The organism is Chroococcidiopsis cubana SAG 39.79 (assembly GCF_003991895.1).
GTDB lineage: Bacteria > Cyanobacteriota > Cyanobacteriia > Cyanobacteriales > Chroococcidiopsidaceae > Chroococcidiopsis > Chroococcidiopsis thermalis.
In genome coordinates this window covers 1-16,998 of the sequence record NZ_RSCK01000014.1, presented here as the reverse complement: position 1 = coordinate 16,998, position 16,998 = coordinate 1, and the positions used below count along the sequence as shown (strand labels likewise).

The following is a 16,998-nucleotide window of genomic DNA, read 5'->3' as shown; positions in this document are numbered from 1 at the left end:
AGCCCTCTTTTCAATTCAGTTAGGGAATCGAGCGAGGATCTCCTGTGAAAATTCAGACTAAAATCTTTTTAGCTTTTGCAGATCGGTTTTTTCTTTGTCCAAATTTCTGAGTTGGATTTTTTGCTGTTCTAAATTACTTTTAAGTAACAACTGATTCTTTTCAATATCGATAATATAAGTAGTAAATTTATCGTTAGCAATTTCTAGAGCATCTTTCAATCGCTTCTCTTCTGTCTCTAAAACTGTCGTAATTTCCAGAACTAATTTCTCGACTAAATTTTTACTCAAAGACTGATAGTGATTGGATAATTCTTTTCTTAATTTATCAGCGATCGCCTCTAGCTGAAGCGTGGTATCTTTCTGATAAGTGTAGGTCAGCAAACAAATTAATAAAAATATCACAATACCAAACAGAATAGGATTTTCTCTTAGAGGTTGGGTAATACTGGAAATAACTTGCTTGCCACCACCACTGACTCTTATCCCAATAAACATAGCACCAAAGCCAACTAGAAAAGTAAATTGCATCATGTTGGCTCGGATTTGTTTCAGGACGTATGTTAATGGAGAAACCCCCTGATAGCGACCTTCATAAGGAGCTTCAATAAAAGAATTCATTAAGCTTTTTTGAAGATCTATGCGTCGGTCAGAATAAAAAAGGGATTTATCTAGGTTTATCGATGGTAAGAAATTGAGTATTTTATATACAGTTTCAACTATGGTATTTAATCCACCTTCACCATAAGTCGTAGTCACTAATTGCCATTCTTTATCTGCCCACTTTTTCAATTCATGGCTGCAAAAATACGTTAAGTCGGCGTTGACGTTACCATTCGCAGTGACTGGATTTTCTGCTTTTAGTTGAATATATTGAAATCCCCCTTTTTTCAAAACTTGTGGTTTTAGTCGCTCGATAAACTCTTCAACTTTGTACGTAATACTTTTTTTACTATACGTATCTAATAAAGCAGCTTTCGATTGATTGAGTTCGAGCTTAACTTGCTTAAAAAACTTATCCTTGTCATCACTAGCTTTTCGTAAAGCTTTCTTTGCCTGCTCTTTTACATCGTCAGTTGCTAAACCTTGAATTCGCGCTTCTTCTTGCTGAAGTTGTTGAGCGATCGCCTCAGCTTCGCGATCGAGAACTTGCTCTATGACGCTAAGTTCTTTTATCACTCGTGCAGTCAATCGTTGAGCTAAAATATCTTCTGGCTTACCTTTAATAAATGTTTCTAAAGATTGACAAAATTTTTCTAGTTCCTGTTGCGCTACTGAATTAATTTCTGAGGTTTGAGTTTGGAGAGAGAACGAACTGAGAGATAGAACTACTAATTCAAAAACATCACTTAGATCTTGACTGCGCAGCCAGGTTTCAACTTGAGTTAAACTGGGAATACTACCAATAACAACGCACTTAGCGATCGGTGCTGCATTAGCGATCGTTATTAATCCCTGCCAAGCGTTTGTAAGTGTGGCGAGATCGCACACCAAACAAAGAATATCGCAATTGAGTATTTCTACTAAAGATTCTGGGTATTCAGTCGTTAAACTGTACTCAAACACAAATTCTGGATAAGCCGAACTTGCTGATGCGGCGAGAGTAATGCGATCGCCTGTCTGTAATTTTTGGCATCCTTGTAATCGAACTCCATTAATATAAGTCCCATTAGTGCTGTTGCGATCGCAAATTTCCCAAGCTAAATTTCCACAAGGACTAATTTGAGCGTGATTCCAAGAAACTTTTTTGTACAAACTTGAATCGATTGCTATTTTGCTATCAGGATTACGTCCGATACTAGTTGTTTCAGTAGTAGAAAGCGGGTATATTTTTTCGCTGCTAGATGTTGATAATACTAGTATGGCACTTCCTGCCGATCGCACGGGTTCGACCTGCTTTGGTAAAGCGCTGACTCCAACCTGATAAAATTGCGATAATCTATGCCGCTCGAAATAAATTTGAAGCGATCGCGCTGCGATCGAGTTATTGCTGACAATTTGTAATTTTATTTTTTCTGTTTTGAGACAAGCGGCAATTTTTTCTAATTCTTGAAAAACCGTTCTAAATTTTCGATCTCGCTCAAAGTTAGTGCTGACAAATTTTTGAATTTCCTGAATTCGTGCTTGTAGCTTTTCATATTTGGGTGACATAAGTTGTCAGTTGTCAGTTATCAGTTATCAGTTATCGGCGCTCGGTGACTAGATGAAGAATCTAGTGACTGGTGACTAGTGACTGGTGACTAGATGAAGAATCTAGTGACTGGTGACTAGTGACTGGTGACTAGATGAAGAATACCGCTACTAGGCACTAGCCACTAGCCACTAGCCACTATTAAATAAACACACTACCAACCTGGATTATTATCCTCGGTGCTGTTACCATTTGGTTCTTGCTCAATCGGACTGTCAGGTACTGCTTCGGCGGCGCTATTATTGTCATCCACGCATCCAAATGCTGGATCGCCGTTGGGACAAGGATCTGACGCATCTGGCTCGACAAATGTAGAAGTTTGTTTCAACTCTGGGATTGATGCTTCAGGAGTCGATTTAGCAGCTTTACTAGATCCTGGAATCTTCTGCTGTATAGGAGGATTTACAGCTTTGATAACTGGCTGTGGCTGTTGAGGCAGGACTTGAGCTGGTTTGGCAGCAGCGGGAGATGAAGTTGGTGGATTTGGTTTTTGCGCCAGTCGAGAATTAGCTTGCTCGACAATTTCATTACGTTTTGTATTCCAAAATAGCGTGCTGGATGGAATTTTTTTAGCTGTGTTAACTGCATCCTGCCATCGACTTTGGCTGAGGGCTTGTTCTGCTAGTTTTAAGTAGTCTTGATTCGTTTTTGATTCTCTTTCCCAAGTAGCGACTGTTTGTCTTACGTCTTTAAAAATAGAGCTTTTTGGAGGAATTGCTCTGGTTAATAAAACAGCTTTTTCAAAATCACCATCTCTTTCATAAGCGTCTTTCGCTTCTTGAAAAATTCTCTTAGACCACTGACTAGTGAGTAGTTGAGCTTCTTCAAACAAAGGTTGCTCCGCTGGCACTGTAGACACGACTGCTAGCGCCTCAGCAATTTTGAATTCCTCTGCTAAAGCTTTAGCTTGAGCGATGCGACACTCATTAACCGATTTCGTTAAATTTGTTTGTGCTTGTTTATCTTCTATGGTATTGCTGCTAGGAATGTTAATAGTTGCGCCATGCTTGATGCATTCTTCGTATTGTTTTGTTTTTTTCAACACTTCAACTTGTGCTAAGCCAGATTTGATGCTTTCTTTATTCATCACGACCAGTCCGAAAGCAGCCGCGACACTAACGACAGCAGCAGCACCCATAGTCATTCCCAAAGGAGATTTGAGTTTAGCCGCAAAATTAGCTAAACCACCCGATCGCTTGCTAGGTTGAGTGCTGGGTGAATTTGTCGTGATGTTTTGGTTCGTCGCTGGCTGAGTGAAGTTAACTGGAGTCTGAGGAATTGACGGAGCCGAAAACTGACTGCTGGGAACTGTCGCTGGTAAGACGGCGTATTGACTTGCTTGTTGCGTCTGCGAGTATTTGGGGCGTTGGTCTAACTCTGTCGTGGCATAACCAGCGTTGATTGAAGATGGCGATCGCAATGCCTCTATAACTTCAGCTGCTGACTGATAGCGCTCTCTAAAGTCGTAGCGTACCATTTTGTCGATCGTTGCTGCGAGGCGATCGCTAACTTGTGCCTGACCTTGCCAGTCAATTTCTCCCTGAAAATTTTCTCTTAAATCTTGCGTCGTGAGTCCGGTGAGTGCCTGAATCGCAATGACTCCCAGGGCGTAGATATCGCTATTAAATTGCGGTCTACCTCGCGCTTGTTCCGGTGGCATATATCCAACAGTACCCACGGCGATCGAGGCGCTAACTTGGCTTTGAGCTGTCAGCAGTTGGACGTTAATCTCTTTAACAATACCAAAATCTACGAGGACTAATTTATTATCTTGTTGGCGACGAATTATGTTATTTGGTTTGACATCGCGATGGATTGCTCCCTGCTGATGCACGAAGTTAAGAATCCCTAACACGTCTAAGAGCATTTGGATTACTCGATCTTCGTGCCAACGACGACCACCGAACAATTCTGCACTTAGCAAATGTCCTTCGATTAACTCTTGCACCAAATAAAATTCTTGGTCTTGCTCGAAATAGGCTAGTAATCTGGGAATTTGGTCGTGAATTCCTAGCTTTTCTAAAATTTTGGCTTCTTTATCAAATAATCGTCTAGCTGCTATTAAAAAGTTGGTATTGCTATTTGCTGGCTTCAAATGTTTGACTACACAGCAAGGATTACCAGGACGACGGGTATCTTCAGCGATGTAAGTTTGGCTAAATCCACCTGCACCCAAGACTTTCAGGACTCGATAACGCCCATCTAATAATTGACCTAGCATTGATGTGATATTTTGCGAGTTAAAGATGCATTCAATTGAAAAGTAGATGATTTCGGATATTATCTGTTTTTTATTTACTTTTTGTTAAAAAATTGGTTAGTAAGATAATCCGCAATCAGACAAGTAATTCTAAAACCTAACTATGACAGATTTATGGATTATGAAATCATAAGCTTTGCTAAAAATATTTACTGTTCTAATTACGCAGTACAATTACTATAAAGTGGTAGGGGCGCACAGAGAAAGAGCCCCTACAAAGATCGCGTACGCAATCGAGAATTGCTATAACTGCCACAGCACGATCGCCTTGTCGCGATCGCCACTAGCGAGGAATTGCCCGTTCGGACTAATCGCGATCGCCCCAACTTGCCATGCATAGCCGCAGATAGCATACACTTCCTCTGCTGCACTTAGATCCCAGACTTTGAGTAATTTATCTTCAGTCGCGATCGCTAGTAGTTTACCATCAGGACTAAAGGCGATCGCGTTTACCGCAGCCCGCAAAGCTGGCAAAGCAGATTCTTCACCCGTATCGATATGCCACAGTTTAATAATCTTATCTGCACCGCCACTAGCGATAATTTGACCGTCAGGGCTAATAGCCACCGCATTCACCCCTAATTTGTATCCTTCCAGTTTGTGGATTTCTGCACCCGTGCCGAGATCCCATAGTCTCACGGTTTTATCCGCGCTGCCACTCACTAGCATCTGACAATCAGAACTAAACGCAACGCTATTTACAGCCGAACTATGACCGATAAAAGTAGAGATTTCTTCAGCCGTGCTGAGGTTCCAGAGTTTGATTGTCTTATCGGCGCTACCACTGGCAAGAACTTGACTGTCAGGACTAAACGCAACGGCATTAATCGCCGATTTATGTCCGTTAAAGGTATTGACAACTTGCTCAGTATTGAGTTGCCACAATTTGATGGTTTTATCAGCGCTACCGCTAGCAAGAACTTGACCGTCAGGACTAAACGCAACTGTACGTACCAAATCTGAATGTCCGGTTAATGTCAGAATTGTTGGATTTAAACCAAGCTCCCATAAGCTTTTACCAGTATCGGGTAGTGCTGGAATCGCAGGACTTGCAGAAATGACAGCAGATATAGGTTCGGGGACTGGAGCGATCGCTGCTGCTTCTGGTTGGGCGATCGCCGCAGGTTGTTCCACCGCATCAGTCTGTGGTGCTGGCTTGGCTGGCTCGATTTCAGGAGCGGGTGGCTGTACTGCTTCAGGTTGCGGTGGTTCTGGTGTAGCAACGATTGGTTCAGGCTCAACTGCTGATTCTGCTACAGGGACAACTACACTTGCATGAGCTTCCGTTATCGGTTTTTGGGCGCTCGTCGGAGCTTTAACGAGTACAGTCGCAGGCAAAGCTTGGCATTCAAACAGAAACTCTGCACCTTCCCAACTAAGGGTAATGCGATCGCCCGATTGTAACCTCCGCCATTCTTCGCCAATTTGCTTACCGTTAATATACGTGCCGTTGGTCGAGCTGAGGTTACAAACTTCCCAAACAGGCTCGGAACTTTTTTGCCAGCGTAACTTGGCGTGATAGCGCGAAACTGTCGTGTAACGCTTAGGATCGAGAGCAATTTGACAATCAGGCGATCGCCCAATGACAATTTCTTCATCGGGAGAGAGAAAATAACGCGGTTGTTCTCGCGCTCCCGCTGGCTCGGAAGATTCGCAAAGCGTCAGTGTAGCAGAAGATTGCATTGTCAGTTATCAGTTATCAGTTCTCTGCGAGCGGTTATCAGTGTAGAAATACGACCTCTTACCTGTTATACAAACACCAATCGGTCTTGCATTCAAGAGAAGCGATCGCCCCAAACTTGCGATCTCTTAGTAGAACAATATACTAAATCGATCGCGTAATTCTACGTGGGATTGGTTGTCAGTTGTTAGTTGGTTGACTGATAACTGGTCACTGATAACTGATAACCGACAACTAAAGTTTATTGACTTGGATAGGGAACGAACTCATTTTTTGACAGGTACGATCAATTGCCGTACAATACTCAGTATAGTTGAACATAATTAGACATATTTGGACGTATTTGGACAGTATTCGGACACAATTATTATGCATAACACGGCAAATAAAAGCCGTAAGCCTACAAGAGAACGTGCTAAGGGTGAACGGTTAGAGGCTCGCGTTACTAAAGAGCAAAAAGAGTTGTTTCAGCGAGCTGCCGATCTCCAAGGACGTTCGCTGACAGATTTTGTGATTAGCAGTGTAGCTGAGGCAGCAAAACAGGCGATTCAGGAACAGGAGCTGATGATTTTAAGCGCGCGCGATCGAGCAGTTTTTGTTGAAGCGCTGCTTAATCCCCCAGAGCCAAGCAATAAACTACGAGCTGCCGCTAGACGTTATCAGCAAAAAATGGAATTGTAGGTGAAATCGCTCAATGGATTTTGATTATTTAATAGAGCCGCTGGGTTCAGAGCATAACCGAGCGGTTTTTTGTTGCGGCGTTGAAAAACTAGATCGTTATCTTCAGAAGCAGGCAGGACAAGATGCTCGTAATTATGTTGCTATTCCTTACGTCTTGTTTGACAAAACCTCTAATGTCGTTATTGGGTATTACACGTTGAGCGGAACGAGTATTATTGCAGGAGAACTACCAGCCCAGATAGTTAAAAAGCTGCCGAGATCTCCAAGTTTACCAGCAACTTTGCTGGGACGATTAGCAGTTGATGAAAATTACCGAGGCAAGGGATTAGGCGAAGAGTTATTGATGGATGCCTTGTACCGCAGCCAGTCACATGCAAATAGTGTCGCTTCAATGGCTGTAGTGGTTGATGCCAAAGATGAAAAGGCTCGTTCTTTTTACGAACATTATGACTTTATTCCGTTTCCAGATCGTCCAAATCGACTATTTTTGCCTATGACTACGATAGTCAAGATGTTTAACTATTCAACTTAAAGCTTGACTTGCCTTTTTGGATCGCAGCTACGTCACTTCAGGCGATCGCTCATTCGAGGCGATCGGTTTCCAGCGGAGATTGAGTCGGTGTATCGATCGCGAATTTTGCTAAGCGCCTCCTGAATTCATCGAACGCGACATAATGAATAAAGATGGGGCAAGAGTGTAAGTCATACTTCTTGCCCTAGCAGATTGTAAGATAAGACTTTCAAGATTTAAATCAGCAGCGCTATGCAATCAGCAGTAGGTTCTGACCAATCTCCCGCAATGGATGCACCGAAACAGGGGCTACCAGTTACTATCATTACAGGCTTTCTCGGTAGCGGTAAAACAACTCTGCTCAATCACATCCTGACTAACCAGCAAGGTCTCAAAACAGCCGTTTTAGTGAATGAATTCGGCGAAATTGGGATTGATAACGAGTTGATCGTCACCACAGGCGATGACATGGTGGAGTTGAGTAACGGCTGTATCTGCTGCACGATTAATAATGATTTGGTAGAAGCCGTTTACAAAGTGTTGGAACGTCCAGAAAAAGTTGATTATCTCGTCGTAGAAACAACAGGAGTTGCCGATCCTCTCCCTGTGGCGCTGACTTTTCTAGGCACGGAGTTACGCGACATGACACGCCTAGATTCAATCATCACGGTCGTAGATGCGGCAAATTACAGTTTGGATCTGTTTAACTCTCAAGCAGCTTACAGTCAAATTGCCTATGGGGATGTCATCATTCTTAACAAGGCGGATTTAGTCGAGGAAGCAGATCTCGATCTTTTAGAAGTCAAGATTCGGGATATTAAAGATGGGGCAAGAATTTTGCGGACAACGCGATCGCAAGTTCCTCTCCCATTGATTCTTAGCGTCGGTCTGTTCGAGTCGGATAAGTATTTCGATACTCCCGCTGGTCACGACCATCACGACCATCACGACCATTCAGACTGCGACCACGACCATCACGACCATCACGACCATCACGACTATCACGACCATCACGACCATCACGACCATCACCATCATCACTCCGATCACTTAGAGAACGATGGTTTTACCTCAATATCTTTCCAAAGCGATAAGCCACTGGCAATTAGAAAGTTTCAGTATTTTCTAGACAACCAACTTCCTGAAAATATCTTCCGCGCCAAGGGGATTATGTGGTTTGAGGAAAGTCCAAAACGCCATATTTTTCACCTCTGTGGTAAGCGCTTTACTCTAGAAGACGAGGAATGGAACGGCAAACCCAAAAAGAATCAACTGGTACTGATCGGACAAAATCTAGATCGAGAGGCTTTGCTTCAACAACTACAAAACTGCATTTGTCTGCCTTCTACCAGTCGTGGTAAAGGGTTTAGCAAAGGATGAAAATATGGCGCAAAGATGCAGAGCTGATTTAGCGCCTTTGCGGGAAATACTTGGCATTACATTCGTAGGGGGGCACAGTTAGCTGTGCCCCCCTACACATTGTGTACCCTACGTAACTGAAAACAGCGATTTATGTTAGGAGATATTGCGATCGCATCTCCACAAATGTAAAAAAATGTATTTCTAGCTACAGACGTATTTATTTATCCGCCGAGTTATTATAAAATCGTATCAATAAATACAGTTTTACTTATAACCGTGTCACAAATCGATTGGGAAGAAGCTTTTGAATATTTGCCAGGACTCGTAGTTGAGCTGAAGTCTCGTCCCGGCGTAATTGATACGATCGCGGCTTACGATCTAACTATGGTTCCCCCCATTTGGTTAGAGAAAGATCCGCGCCCCCGCTATCCCCACGAATTGCAGATTGTCTCGCGGGAAAGAGTACAGGCGTGTCAACTGGTAGAGACAGTTAACAGTTAATAGTGGTGCGTGGTGCGGGAAAATACTACCGATCGGCGATCGATGAGCAATGCCCATGAACGGCTATTTTATTAACTAGTTAACAGTAGAGAGCTTACTCTAATCGATCAGGTGAAATTCTTTGAGTGCGGGTAGAAAATTTCGGTTTTCGTGGCTCGAACGGCTGAGTTTAATTAATGCAAATCTTTCTACGGGTGGTAAATTTGCCCATTGCTCTGAACTAAGCGTCACGCCAAACTCGCCAGCTTTCTCCCCAATGCTAGCAGGAACAGTTGCTGCATTCATCCAATCGGGATTCTCTTCTACTGGCAGTTCGCTAGCCGATTTACCAGTATATTGAAAAACTAAGTCTTGCAACCACTGACGATATGCTTGAATTTCTGCTGGCGTATTACAGGGGCGATCGATTAGTGCTTGTCGATCTTCCTGACTGAATTGGTTCCATTCAGGTAATTTCAGTTTAATTCCACAAGTATCTAACTTGTAACGTACCTGCATGGGAATACAGCGCAGGGAGTCTACAAAGTCAGCTTCAAATTGAAAAAATCGTGTCATATCATGATTCGCGATGCGAGAACGGCATTGGATATAAAGCATCGCCCATACTTCCAGCGTAAAACATCAGCAACCCATCTCCGACAACCTGCAATCGCGAATGCAAAATTCGGGATTAGGTTGCTAACCGCTGCCGAGTTGGTCACTGGTCACTGGTCACTGATAACTGTTAATGTTGTGTTTTTTCTTGTAGTACAGAAAGCATTTGTTTTCTGACTGCATTCGCCCAAAGATCGAAGTTAAAATCTTTGCTATCGGCGATCGCGTTATTTGTCACGGGTTGAGTTTTTTGAAGTTGTGCTTTTTTATCCATTGTGCCTCTGAGTAATAGATTGAGAAATTTTGTGGTTAGTAATATCTATACAAAATTAGTCATAAATAATAAACAGTTATGATGTGGAAAATGCATCAAACTGATTAGCTTTTAGAATATACAGGAAAGTACTACCTATACTCAAGCATGAATTTGTACTTAACTTGAGCAAAAAGAATTGACAGTTTGACTAAATTGTCTGAAAAGCTCAAGTATAGGCAATCAAGCGACCGCAGATAACGATCCCCGTCCATGCGAGTAAGGAGATCGTGGCGATCGCTTTTACAAAAATTAATTGATAGCAAATTCTTCCGCTGAAGCCTGCGGGAGTATGCTTTTGCATGGCGACGCGAAGATGCATCACCCATAGTGGAAGCATTTAGTCAAGTGGTTGAAGAAGTTAATTGTTGAATGGTAGTTGGTAGTTGGTAAGTCGCAAGTCGCTACTCCCTACTCCCTGACAACTGAGCTAGCTCATAGATAACTCAAAGCTATTTTGTCACAGTAAAGGTAGCCAAGAATTAACTTAGAGGTCAAATGTATGACCCACGCTACCCTTAACTACGAAACTGCCCCAGGACATGAAGTTTTAGCAGCAGCAGGCAAAAAATATCTCCGTCCAGGCGGACGTTTAGCGACAGAGCAACTATTTCAATGGGCGAATTTTCAACCAGGGGAAACGGTTTTAGAATTAGCAGCGAGTTTCGGTTTAAGCGCGATCGCAATTGCTCAGCGCTATGGCGTGCGGGTTGTGGGAATTGAGAAAAATCCCGATTCTGTGGTTCGCGCTCGTGCTAATGTTGCCGCAGCAGGTTTGAGCGATCGAGTTGAAATTATTGAAGGCGATATCTTTCATCTCGATCGCTTGACAGAAAAGTTTGATTATGTATTGGCAGAAGCGATCCTGACCATGCAATCTCCGCCAGGAAAAGCGAAAATCTTAGCAGGAATTCGCGATCGCCTCAAGCCTGGTGGTAAGTTTTTATCTCACGAACTTTTAGCACAAAATCGAGAAGAAGAGATTCACCGCGCTTTAGCACAAGCGATCCGAGTCAATTCTACGCCTTTATCAGAGTCTAGTTGGATTGCAGCTTGTGAAGCGGCTGGATTAACAGTACAGCAACATCAAACCGGAGAAATGGGATTGCTCAAACCGCAGCAAATGCTTGCAGACGAAGGTATTTTTAACACAATTCACATTTGGTGGAATATACTGACGCGATCGCAAATTCGGCAACGAGTTTTAACAATGCGCCAAGTTTTCCAAAAGTATCGGCAGGACTTAGGTTACATTATTTTGTCTGCTGTTCGCTCTTAAGCTCACACCTATCAACAATAGCTCTGAGCATTTTGACTTTTAACTTTTAACTTTTAACTTTTAACCGAGGAATTCATGAGTACCACCCTATTACCCTTACGATCTTCATCCACGCAGTTACGGGCAAATATTGAATATCCCCAAGCTGGGGTATTGAGTAAAGTGCTGGTTAAAGATAGTTGCTGTCAATACACTCTGTTTTGTCTCGCGGCTGGAACTGAAATTTCCGAACATACATCTACTCGCAACGCTACCGTCAACGTGTTGGATGGCAAGGGAATTCTCACCCTAGAAGGACAAGACATTGTTCTAGAACCAGGAGTATTCATCTTCATGCCTGCAAATGCTCCTCACGCTTTAAAAGCCCAGGAAAACTTAGCTTTTTTACTAACCTTGTCAGAGAAAAACGGGTAGCGCAGCATAGCGAAAATAAATCACCGATCAGTCAAATAAACCACTACATAAGTTATAGCGTCAAAAGCTCATAGCACTAGATTGATGACGCTGTAACTTTTGTACGGGCGGGTTTTGGCAAACGATCTTCGTTCATGATGAGAGATTCTCGCCAAACCCGCCCCTACGAACTTTTAACTTCGCGTGCTATTTACTTTTCAAGGGAATTGATACAGGATACTTTTCTGGTTTGAAGGCTGGTGTGGGGGAGTGGGAGGCGAAATAGATACCTACGAGTAAAGTCGCTAAAGCGATCGCGCCAATTCCTAAATCGATTAAGGAAGTCGATCTTTTGGCTGAAATTGCAGCTGTAGCTTTGCTAATTGTATTTGGTATTTGTAATTGCGGGCGATCGCCCCAGCTATAAGAAACAGTCTCTTCTTCACCCAGTAAAGAGTGCGAATCTTGCGCTACTGTGGGGATCTGAACCTGAGTACCATGTAATTCGTGAAAACCATAATGCAGCACGGGTTGATACCGATTTGCTAGAGGTTCTAGGGCTGCTAAGACTTCCGTTGCCGATTGGTAGCGATCTTTAAAGCCGTAGCGCACCATGTTATCTATAATTTGCGCTAGTTCGGGGCTGATTTTACGATAGTGTCGCCATAGAATTTCACAGGTATCTGGATCGGTATCTAGCTGAGTCGGATGAATGCCTGTCAAACCTTGAATTGCCACCATCCCCAAAGCATAGATATCGCTGTTAGGACGAGGCTTGCCTCGTTCTTGTTCTGTAGGCATGTAGCCAGGAGTGCCGATTGTAATCGTTGCTGGTAAGCCAATGGAAAACGTATTGATCTTCTGCCCTTGCAGCGTCACAACCTGCGTCCATGCTTGTTTGACCGAACCAAAATCAATTAGCACCAGACGGCGATCGTGCTTGCGCCTGAGTAAGTTATTTGGCTTGATATCGCGATGAATTAAGCCGTGCGAGTGAATAAACTCTAAGATTTGCAGTACTTCTTGCAACATGTAAAACACTTGGCTTTCACTCCAAGGCTTACCTGGTTGTAGTTCTGCACTTAAGGTATGCCCTTGTACGAATTCTTGAATGAGATAAAATTCTTGGTTTTCCTCAAAGTGGTCTAGCAGCCGAGGAATTTGATTGTGACATCCTAATTTTTCTAAAGCTTGGGCTTCACCTGTAAACAACCATCTCAACGTTTGTAGGGCATTAGGAGAACTATTGGCAGGTTTGAGATGCTTGACTACGCATGTAGGGCGATTGGAAATATGGGTGTCTTGAGCGAGGTAGGTCTGACAAAAACCCCCTGCACTCAGAACTTGCATGACTTGATAACGTCCCTCTAGTAACTTGCCTAACATTGTAGTTGACCGAAAGTTTTTGACCCAAATTTCTCGATCCAAATTTTTATGGACGGCAGCCCACTATTGGTTGCTCAATCGATCGCATTCGTACAATTTGTAAAGTTAACTCGATCTATTTCTAATAATCTGTTATCAAGTTATAGCTGTCTGTATATGCTGCACGGTTTCATTTAGCTTGGTTGGTGGACTGTAACGAGACTCATTCAAGTTTTACACTATCTTCATAGATTATAGAGCAGGGTTGCAGGCAATAAGAGCGATTGAAATCGCAATTCCTGCGTTATGCTCTGTTTGCTGCAATTTCTTGCAGGAATTTGAACATTTCCTTAACTGAGCATCGATTGCTCCCTTGCTAGGCAGAATAAGGCTTGTGACTTTGCCATGAGATCTCATAGAGCGACTGTAGCTAGAAAATGACAGTAATTTATAAGAATAGCTTATGTAACTTTGTGTTACCTTGACCTACCTATTGATATAGTTGCTGTTTTGAAGGGGAAGAATACAGCTAGATTCATGAAATCGCATGTCAATTGAACAATTAGTAGGATAAATTTCAAATGCCGCATTCAGCAAATTTGATTGGAGGTGTTTCTATTGGGGAGATGAAACTGCCTCAACCTTTAGCGAATTTGTCAGCAGATTATAACCAACTAAAACTCAATGTTTTTTTGTTGGCTGACTATAAATTTTACCCACAGCAAATTGTTTCTTTAGAAAAAACGTGGGGTGGAGTTAGAATTAGACACACCGTTGCTGAATATCCTGCCAATATTGTTTTTTTGACTCAAAGTACTCAGAGCTTTTTTGATTGCATTAAACAAGCTGGTTTTCTACCAGCAGCGCGTGTTGAGGAATTTCCCCGTCGAAACGGTAGTCCTATTTACTGGCAAGTTGTCGTTTCAGCGCTTGTGTTATGGAATATTTTTTTATTAGTTTGTGCTAATTATTCCTATCTAAATTTATCAGTTTCTACTTTAAGTTTACCCTTTTGGTTTGTTTTGTTCGTGTCTATTTCAGTACAGCGATCGCGCTTTGTACAAAGTTTCTTTCTCAAACCAAATCGCCATATAGAAGAAGTTGCCCCCGTGTTTAGATTTCTTGCCTTAGTATCTAGCCTGTTTGCAGTTTTATTCGTTGTTCAAGGTTTAATTTAGTAGAACTGCCAGATTTAGATTTTAGATTTGGATTCGATCGCTATGGCAAAATAGCAGAAGGTAGAGTGCGGCAATCGGGCATATAACACAGCTCGTAACGTTTGCTGCATTCCTAGCCCCAAGCTGAGATCGCCACAGTTTCGCAACAAAATCTATAGTTTTAATCAATTGTGAGAGCAAAAGACTATAAAATCATTTTTAACGATTAAATCTACAGTTATCAAAATTCAAAATGGATGTGAATCCACAAGAAGTCAAACAAGTTGCCTCCCAAATTCTAGCCGGGATGCTCGCCAATCCTCATATTTACCCTAAAGTCAGCGATGAAGGTGGTCAGGGACAGCAAGAACAAGAACTAATCGTTGTAGCAGTTGAAATGGCTAAAAAGTTATTAGAAAAGATAGAACAGACAAATTAATCAGTCGTAAGTCGTAAGTCAGAAACTACTTACTAATGATAAATGACAAATGACAAATAATTTATTCAGGTGATCGACGATGGATTTTCAGGATTTTCTCAAACGGCAATATACTCAAGTTACAGTTGGAGAATTCAAACCGGGCAAGTTTGAAGAAGCAAGAAGAATTTACGAACAGGCAGTTTCAACTTATAGACATGGGTTTAAAGGTGCATATCTCCTGCAAGAACCAGGTACAGATCGAGGCGTTTCTGTGATTTTCTGGGAAAGTGTAGATGAGATGGAAGCTAACGAGCATGAAGAAAACTACAGGAGCATACTAAAAAAGATGTCTCCTTTATTCGATCGCGCTCCTACAACTACTCTTTATGAAGTGGTTTGTCAAATTCAGCCCCAGGCAGCGGAAGAGAGCTGAGGGAGCTGAGGGAGCGATCGGAAGCTGAGGGGGAAAAGAATCAACCGTCAACCAATGACCAATGACCAATGACCACTGATCACTGTCAACAAGATCGCTATCTTTTCTTTCCTAAAGCAATCATAGTTGAACCGTTGGGGAAGTTTTTGAATAAATACCAATCTAACATGCCAAAACCAACGCAAGCTTGAGGTATGCGCTTAAACAGCCTACCTTTAGGGGCAAGGGTTTCAAATAAATGGGCGCGATGGTAGATTTTATAAATATCTATCCCGACATCAGAGCATAGAGATTTCAGGTGGCGATCGCAAAGTCGGCGTAGATGTCCTGGTTCATCGGTTTTAAATCTGCCATAACCATCAAATGATGGCTGCAAGCCTCCCGTCAAGCGATTTTGCCACCATTCAAAAGAAAATTTATTAGCGCAAGGCGTGGATAATATTGTCATTCCTTGCGGTTTGAGCAATCGACCGATCTCTCTTATAGACTGAGCAACATCACCTACATGTTCTAGAACTTCTATGGAGATGATGAGATCGAAAGAATTGTCAGGTAAATTAACTGTTTCATCACTCATGGGAGTATATTGAGCTGATGAATATAGATTTTTAGCAATTGTTAATGCTTCGTCTGATATATCACAGCCGTGGAGAGCAGATGTAGGAAAGAAATCTTTTAACAAATTGAGATATCGTCCTTCGCCACAACCATAATCTAAAATCGATGCTGGATTGAAACCGCTCGATTTTATTTGCTTCAATATATCTTGCATTGCATAAAATCTACAGGACTCAAATAATCCTGAAAAGTCCTGCATATAACCTGCTTGAAACCGAGAATTGTAAAACTGTTTTTGATCTTGGAGTGCCTCGTAGGAATAGGATTGTTCGTTCATGTTTTGGTAGAGATAAGGAATAAGGAGAGAAGTCGTAAGTCGTAAGCCGTAAGTCGTAAGTCAAAAACCTCTTGCCTCTCGCCTCCTTCCACACACCACGCTCTCGCCCCTCGCTTTAAGTTTATATACGATCGCCAGAAATGGTGCTACTACGGTTCACAAATTATTCACATTTTTCTTTTAACTTCAGATTTAAAGTCAGACAACTTAGCCGGAGATCGATCGCCGATCGCTGGTCAACGGTAAACTGTCAACGCACTGTCAACCACTCTGTGTTGTCTTGTCTGCCGATGGGTGAGTGAAGTGGAAGGCAGCCATTATGTGTATATCTAATAGTACCTGTAAGCCACATGTTGAATTAGCTGTAGATGTGTTTAAAACTCAGACACCTACGCTAATTAGCTCGCTTAAAGACTTTTTTACCGCTTTACCTAGCCCTAAATGTGTCGAGCAGATCTTAGCTACGGCACTTTATCAGCTTGCCGATACCGATCCCGATGCTTGTCGTTGGCTTTTACGTCATCCTCAATATCTCGAACCCGAACTAGATTTGGTAGAGTGGGCAACCCAGTTTGCCCTGAAGAAACTCCAAGCACAAGGGTTTGTACGGGAGCAAGATTTTCAGTTCGAGCCAAATGGTAAGTTACATGCCTGCGATCGCGCTAAAGTAAAGCTGAGTGCGGGTAACTCTACTGCTGAAAAGTTGATTTTAGAAGAGATTTTACAAGTAGATAATTGAATATTTTATAGAGACTTACATATAACGTCCCTAGAATTCTACCACCCACAATCAAGGAATCATCCATGAGCTTAGACACTGTTTCTCAGCCTACATCAGTCGTAGAATCCAATCTGCAACAAACTGGTGAATATGACTTCGATCGCTTCAAAGAGTCAGTCATGGACACATATGCCCGTTTCCCGATTGCCTTAGAACGGGGTGCGGGTTGTCGAGTTTGGGATA

Annotated in this window: 18 protein-coding genes; 10 read left to right on the top strand and 8 right to left on the bottom strand. The window is 42.4% G+C overall.

The window, feature by feature from the left end:
- Nucleotides 1-57: 57 nt before the first annotated feature.
- The 3 genes from DSM107010_RS11410 to DSM107010_RS11400 all read right to left on the bottom strand — a co-directional run bounded on the left by DSM107010_RS11410 (nt 58) and on the right by DSM107010_RS11400 (nt 6,131).
- Complete coding sequence (locus DSM107010_RS11410; protein ID WP_127022994.1) at nt 58-2,148, bottom strand: FHA domain-containing protein; 2,091 nt, start codon at nt 2,146-2,148, stop codon at nt 58-60.
- Nucleotides 2,149-2,342: 194 nt separating this feature from the next.
- A complete protein-coding gene (locus DSM107010_RS11405) occupies nt 2,343-4,409 on the bottom strand; it encodes a serine/threonine-protein kinase (RefSeq protein WP_106171430.1) in 2,067 nt (688 codons plus the stop codon).
- A gap of 282 nt (nt 4,410-4,691) precedes the next feature.
- A complete protein-coding gene (locus tag DSM107010_RS11400; protein WP_127022991.1) occupies nt 4,692-6,131 on the bottom strand; it encodes a WD40 domain-containing protein in 1,440 nt (479 codons plus the stop codon).
- Nucleotides 6,132-6,498: 367 nt separating this feature from the next.
- Here DSM107010_RS11400 and DSM107010_RS11395 point away from each other — a divergent pair, with 367 nt between their 5' ends.
- The 4 genes from DSM107010_RS11395 to DSM107010_RS11380 all read left to right on the top strand — a co-directional run bounded on the left by DSM107010_RS11395 (nt 6,499) and on the right by DSM107010_RS11380 (nt 9,184).
- Entirely contained in the window at nt 6,499-6,810 is a 312-nt protein-coding gene (locus tag DSM107010_RS11395) for a type II toxin-antitoxin system TacA family antitoxin (RefSeq protein ID WP_015156376.1), read from the top strand.
- Between the two features lie 13 nt (nt 6,811-6,823).
- Complete coding sequence (locus DSM107010_RS11390) at nt 6,824-7,342, top strand: GNAT family N-acetyltransferase (protein ID WP_106168605.1); 519 nt, start codon at nt 6,824-6,826, stop codon at nt 7,340-7,342.
- Between the two features lie 231 nt (nt 7,343-7,573).
- Nucleotides 7,574-8,701 carry a CobW family GTP-binding protein gene (locus DSM107010_RS11385; protein ID WP_106168606.1) on the top strand — a complete coding sequence of 376 codons (1,128 nt, stop codon included), beginning with the start codon at nt 7,574-7,576 and terminating at the stop codon, nt 8,699-8,701.
- Between the two features lie 258 nt (nt 8,702-8,959).
- Nucleotides 8,960-9,184: a hypothetical protein gene (locus DSM107010_RS11380; protein ID WP_015156373.1), complete on the top strand. Its 225-nt coding sequence runs from the start codon at nt 8,960-8,962 to the stop codon at nt 9,182-9,184.
- 99 nt (nt 9,185-9,283) lie between these two features.
- On the opposite strand, the gene DSM107010_RS11375 is transcribed toward DSM107010_RS11380, so the two are convergent.
- The 3 genes from DSM107010_RS11375 to DSM107010_RS38335 all read right to left on the bottom strand — a co-directional run bounded on the left by DSM107010_RS11375 (nt 9,284) and on the right by DSM107010_RS38335 (nt 10,431).
- A complete protein-coding gene (locus tag DSM107010_RS11375; RefSeq protein WP_041462584.1) occupies nt 9,284-9,739 on the bottom strand; it encodes a nitrate reductase associated protein in 456 nt (151 codons plus the stop codon).
- Between the two features lie 169 nt (nt 9,740-9,908).
- The gene (locus tag DSM107010_RS38340; RefSeq protein WP_015156371.1) at nt 9,909-10,052 is read right to left on the bottom strand and encodes a hypothetical protein; all 144 of its coding nucleotides are present in this window, start codon (nt 10,050-10,052) and stop codon (nt 9,909-9,911) included.
- A 208-nt stretch (nt 10,053-10,260) separates the two neighbouring features.
- A complete protein-coding gene (locus DSM107010_RS38335) occupies nt 10,261-10,431 on the bottom strand; it encodes a hypothetical protein (RefSeq protein ID WP_015156370.1) in 171 nt (56 codons plus the stop codon).
- 162 nt (nt 10,432-10,593) lie between these two features.
- On the opposite strand from DSM107010_RS38335, the gene DSM107010_RS11370 reads away from it, so the two are divergent.
- Both DSM107010_RS11370 and DSM107010_RS11365 read left to right on the top strand, forming a co-directional pair.
- Nucleotides 10,594-11,370 (top strand): SAM-dependent methyltransferase, encoded by a 777-nt coding sequence (locus tag DSM107010_RS11370; RefSeq protein WP_106168607.1) that lies wholly within the window; start codon nt 10,594-10,596, stop codon nt 11,368-11,370.
- A gap of 75 nt (nt 11,371-11,445) precedes the next feature.
- Entirely contained in the window at nt 11,446-11,784 is a 339-nt protein-coding gene (locus DSM107010_RS11365) for a cupin domain-containing protein (protein WP_015156368.1), read from the top strand.
- Nucleotides 11,785-11,970: 186 nt separating this feature from the next.
- Here DSM107010_RS11365 and DSM107010_RS11360 read toward each other — a convergent pair whose 3' ends face one another.
- A complete protein-coding gene (locus DSM107010_RS11360; protein WP_206751824.1) occupies nt 11,971-13,191 on the bottom strand; it encodes a serine/threonine-protein kinase in 1,221 nt (406 codons plus the stop codon).
- Between the two features lie 518 nt (nt 13,192-13,709).
- Here DSM107010_RS11360 and DSM107010_RS11355 point away from each other — a divergent pair.
- The 3 genes from DSM107010_RS11355 (at nt 13,710) to DSM107010_RS11345 (ending at nt 15,139) form a co-directional block, all read left to right on the top strand.
- A complete protein-coding gene (locus tag DSM107010_RS11355; protein WP_127022988.1) occupies nt 13,710-14,306 on the top strand; it encodes a hypothetical protein in 597 nt (198 codons plus the stop codon).
- A 232-nt stretch (nt 14,307-14,538) separates the two neighbouring features.
- The gene (locus tag DSM107010_RS11350; protein ID WP_106171313.1) at nt 14,539-14,724 is read left to right on the top strand and encodes a hypothetical protein; all 186 of its coding nucleotides are present in this window, start codon (nt 14,539-14,541) and stop codon (nt 14,722-14,724) included.
- 79 nt (nt 14,725-14,803) lie between these two features.
- The gene (locus tag DSM107010_RS11345; protein ID WP_015156365.1) at nt 14,804-15,139 is read left to right on the top strand and encodes an antibiotic biosynthesis monooxygenase family protein; all 336 of its coding nucleotides are present in this window, start codon (nt 14,804-14,806) and stop codon (nt 15,137-15,139) included.
- A 97-nt stretch (nt 15,140-15,236) separates the two neighbouring features.
- Here DSM107010_RS11345 and DSM107010_RS11340 read toward each other — a convergent pair whose 3' ends face one another.
- Nucleotides 15,237-16,034 (bottom strand): class I SAM-dependent methyltransferase, encoded by a 798-nt coding sequence (locus tag DSM107010_RS11340; protein ID WP_015156363.1) that lies wholly within the window; start codon nt 16,032-16,034, stop codon nt 15,237-15,239.
- Between the two features lie 319 nt (nt 16,035-16,353).
- Between DSM107010_RS11340 and DSM107010_RS11335 the strand changes: the two genes are divergently transcribed.
- The gene (locus tag DSM107010_RS11335; protein ID WP_106171316.1) at nt 16,354-16,773 is read left to right on the top strand and encodes a hypothetical protein; all 420 of its coding nucleotides are present in this window, start codon (nt 16,354-16,356) and stop codon (nt 16,771-16,773) included.
- The last annotated feature ends 225 nt before the right edge of the window (nt 16,774-16,998 follow it).

Coding starts and splice junctions, on each gene's coding strand:
- DSM107010_RS11410 (WP_127022994.1), bottom strand. CDS start 2,148: ATGTCACCCAAATATGAAAAGCTACAAGCACGAATTCAGGAAATTCAA.
- DSM107010_RS11405 (WP_106171430.1), bottom strand. CDS start 4,409: ATGCTAGGTCAATTATTAGATGGGCGTTATCGAGTCCTGAAAGTCTTG.
- DSM107010_RS11400 (WP_127022991.1), bottom strand. CDS start 6,131: ATGCAATCTTCTGCTACACTGACGCTTTGCGAATCTTCCGAGCCAGCG.
- DSM107010_RS11395 (WP_015156376.1), top strand. CDS start 6,499: ATGCATAACACGGCAAATAAAAGCCGTAAGCCTACAAGAGAACGTGCT.
- DSM107010_RS11390 (WP_106168605.1), top strand. CDS start 6,824: ATGGATTTTGATTATTTAATAGAGCCGCTGGGTTCAGAGCATAACCGA.
- DSM107010_RS11385 (WP_106168606.1), top strand. CDS start 7,574: ATGCAATCAGCAGTAGGTTCTGACCAATCTCCCGCAATGGATGCACCG.
- DSM107010_RS11375 (WP_041462584.1), bottom strand. CDS start 9,739: ATGACACGATTTTTTCAATTTGAAGCTGACTTTGTAGACTCCCTGCGC.
- DSM107010_RS38340 (WP_015156371.1), bottom strand. CDS start 10,052: ATGGATAAAAAAGCACAACTTCAAAAAACTCAACCCGTGACAAATAAC.
- DSM107010_RS38335 (WP_015156370.1), bottom strand. CDS start 10,431: ATGCTTCCACTATGGGTGATGCATCTTCGCGTCGCCATGCAAAAGCAT.
- DSM107010_RS11370 (WP_106168607.1), top strand. CDS start 10,594: ATGACCCACGCTACCCTTAACTACGAAACTGCCCCAGGACATGAAGTT.
- DSM107010_RS11365 (WP_015156368.1), top strand. CDS start 11,446: ATGAGTACCACCCTATTACCCTTACGATCTTCATCCACGCAGTTACGG.
- DSM107010_RS11355 (WP_127022988.1), top strand. CDS start 13,710: ATGCCGCATTCAGCAAATTTGATTGGAGGTGTTTCTATTGGGGAGATG.
- DSM107010_RS11350 (WP_106171313.1), top strand. CDS start 14,539: ATGGATGTGAATCCACAAGAAGTCAAACAAGTTGCCTCCCAAATTCTA.
- DSM107010_RS11345 (WP_015156365.1), top strand. CDS start 14,804: ATGGATTTTCAGGATTTTCTCAAACGGCAATATACTCAAGTTACAGTT.
- DSM107010_RS11340 (WP_015156363.1), bottom strand. CDS start 16,034: ATGAACGAACAATCCTATTCCTACGAGGCACTCCAAGATCAAAAACAG.
- DSM107010_RS11335 (WP_106171316.1), top strand. CDS start 16,354: ATGTGTATATCTAATAGTACCTGTAAGCCACATGTTGAATTAGCTGTA.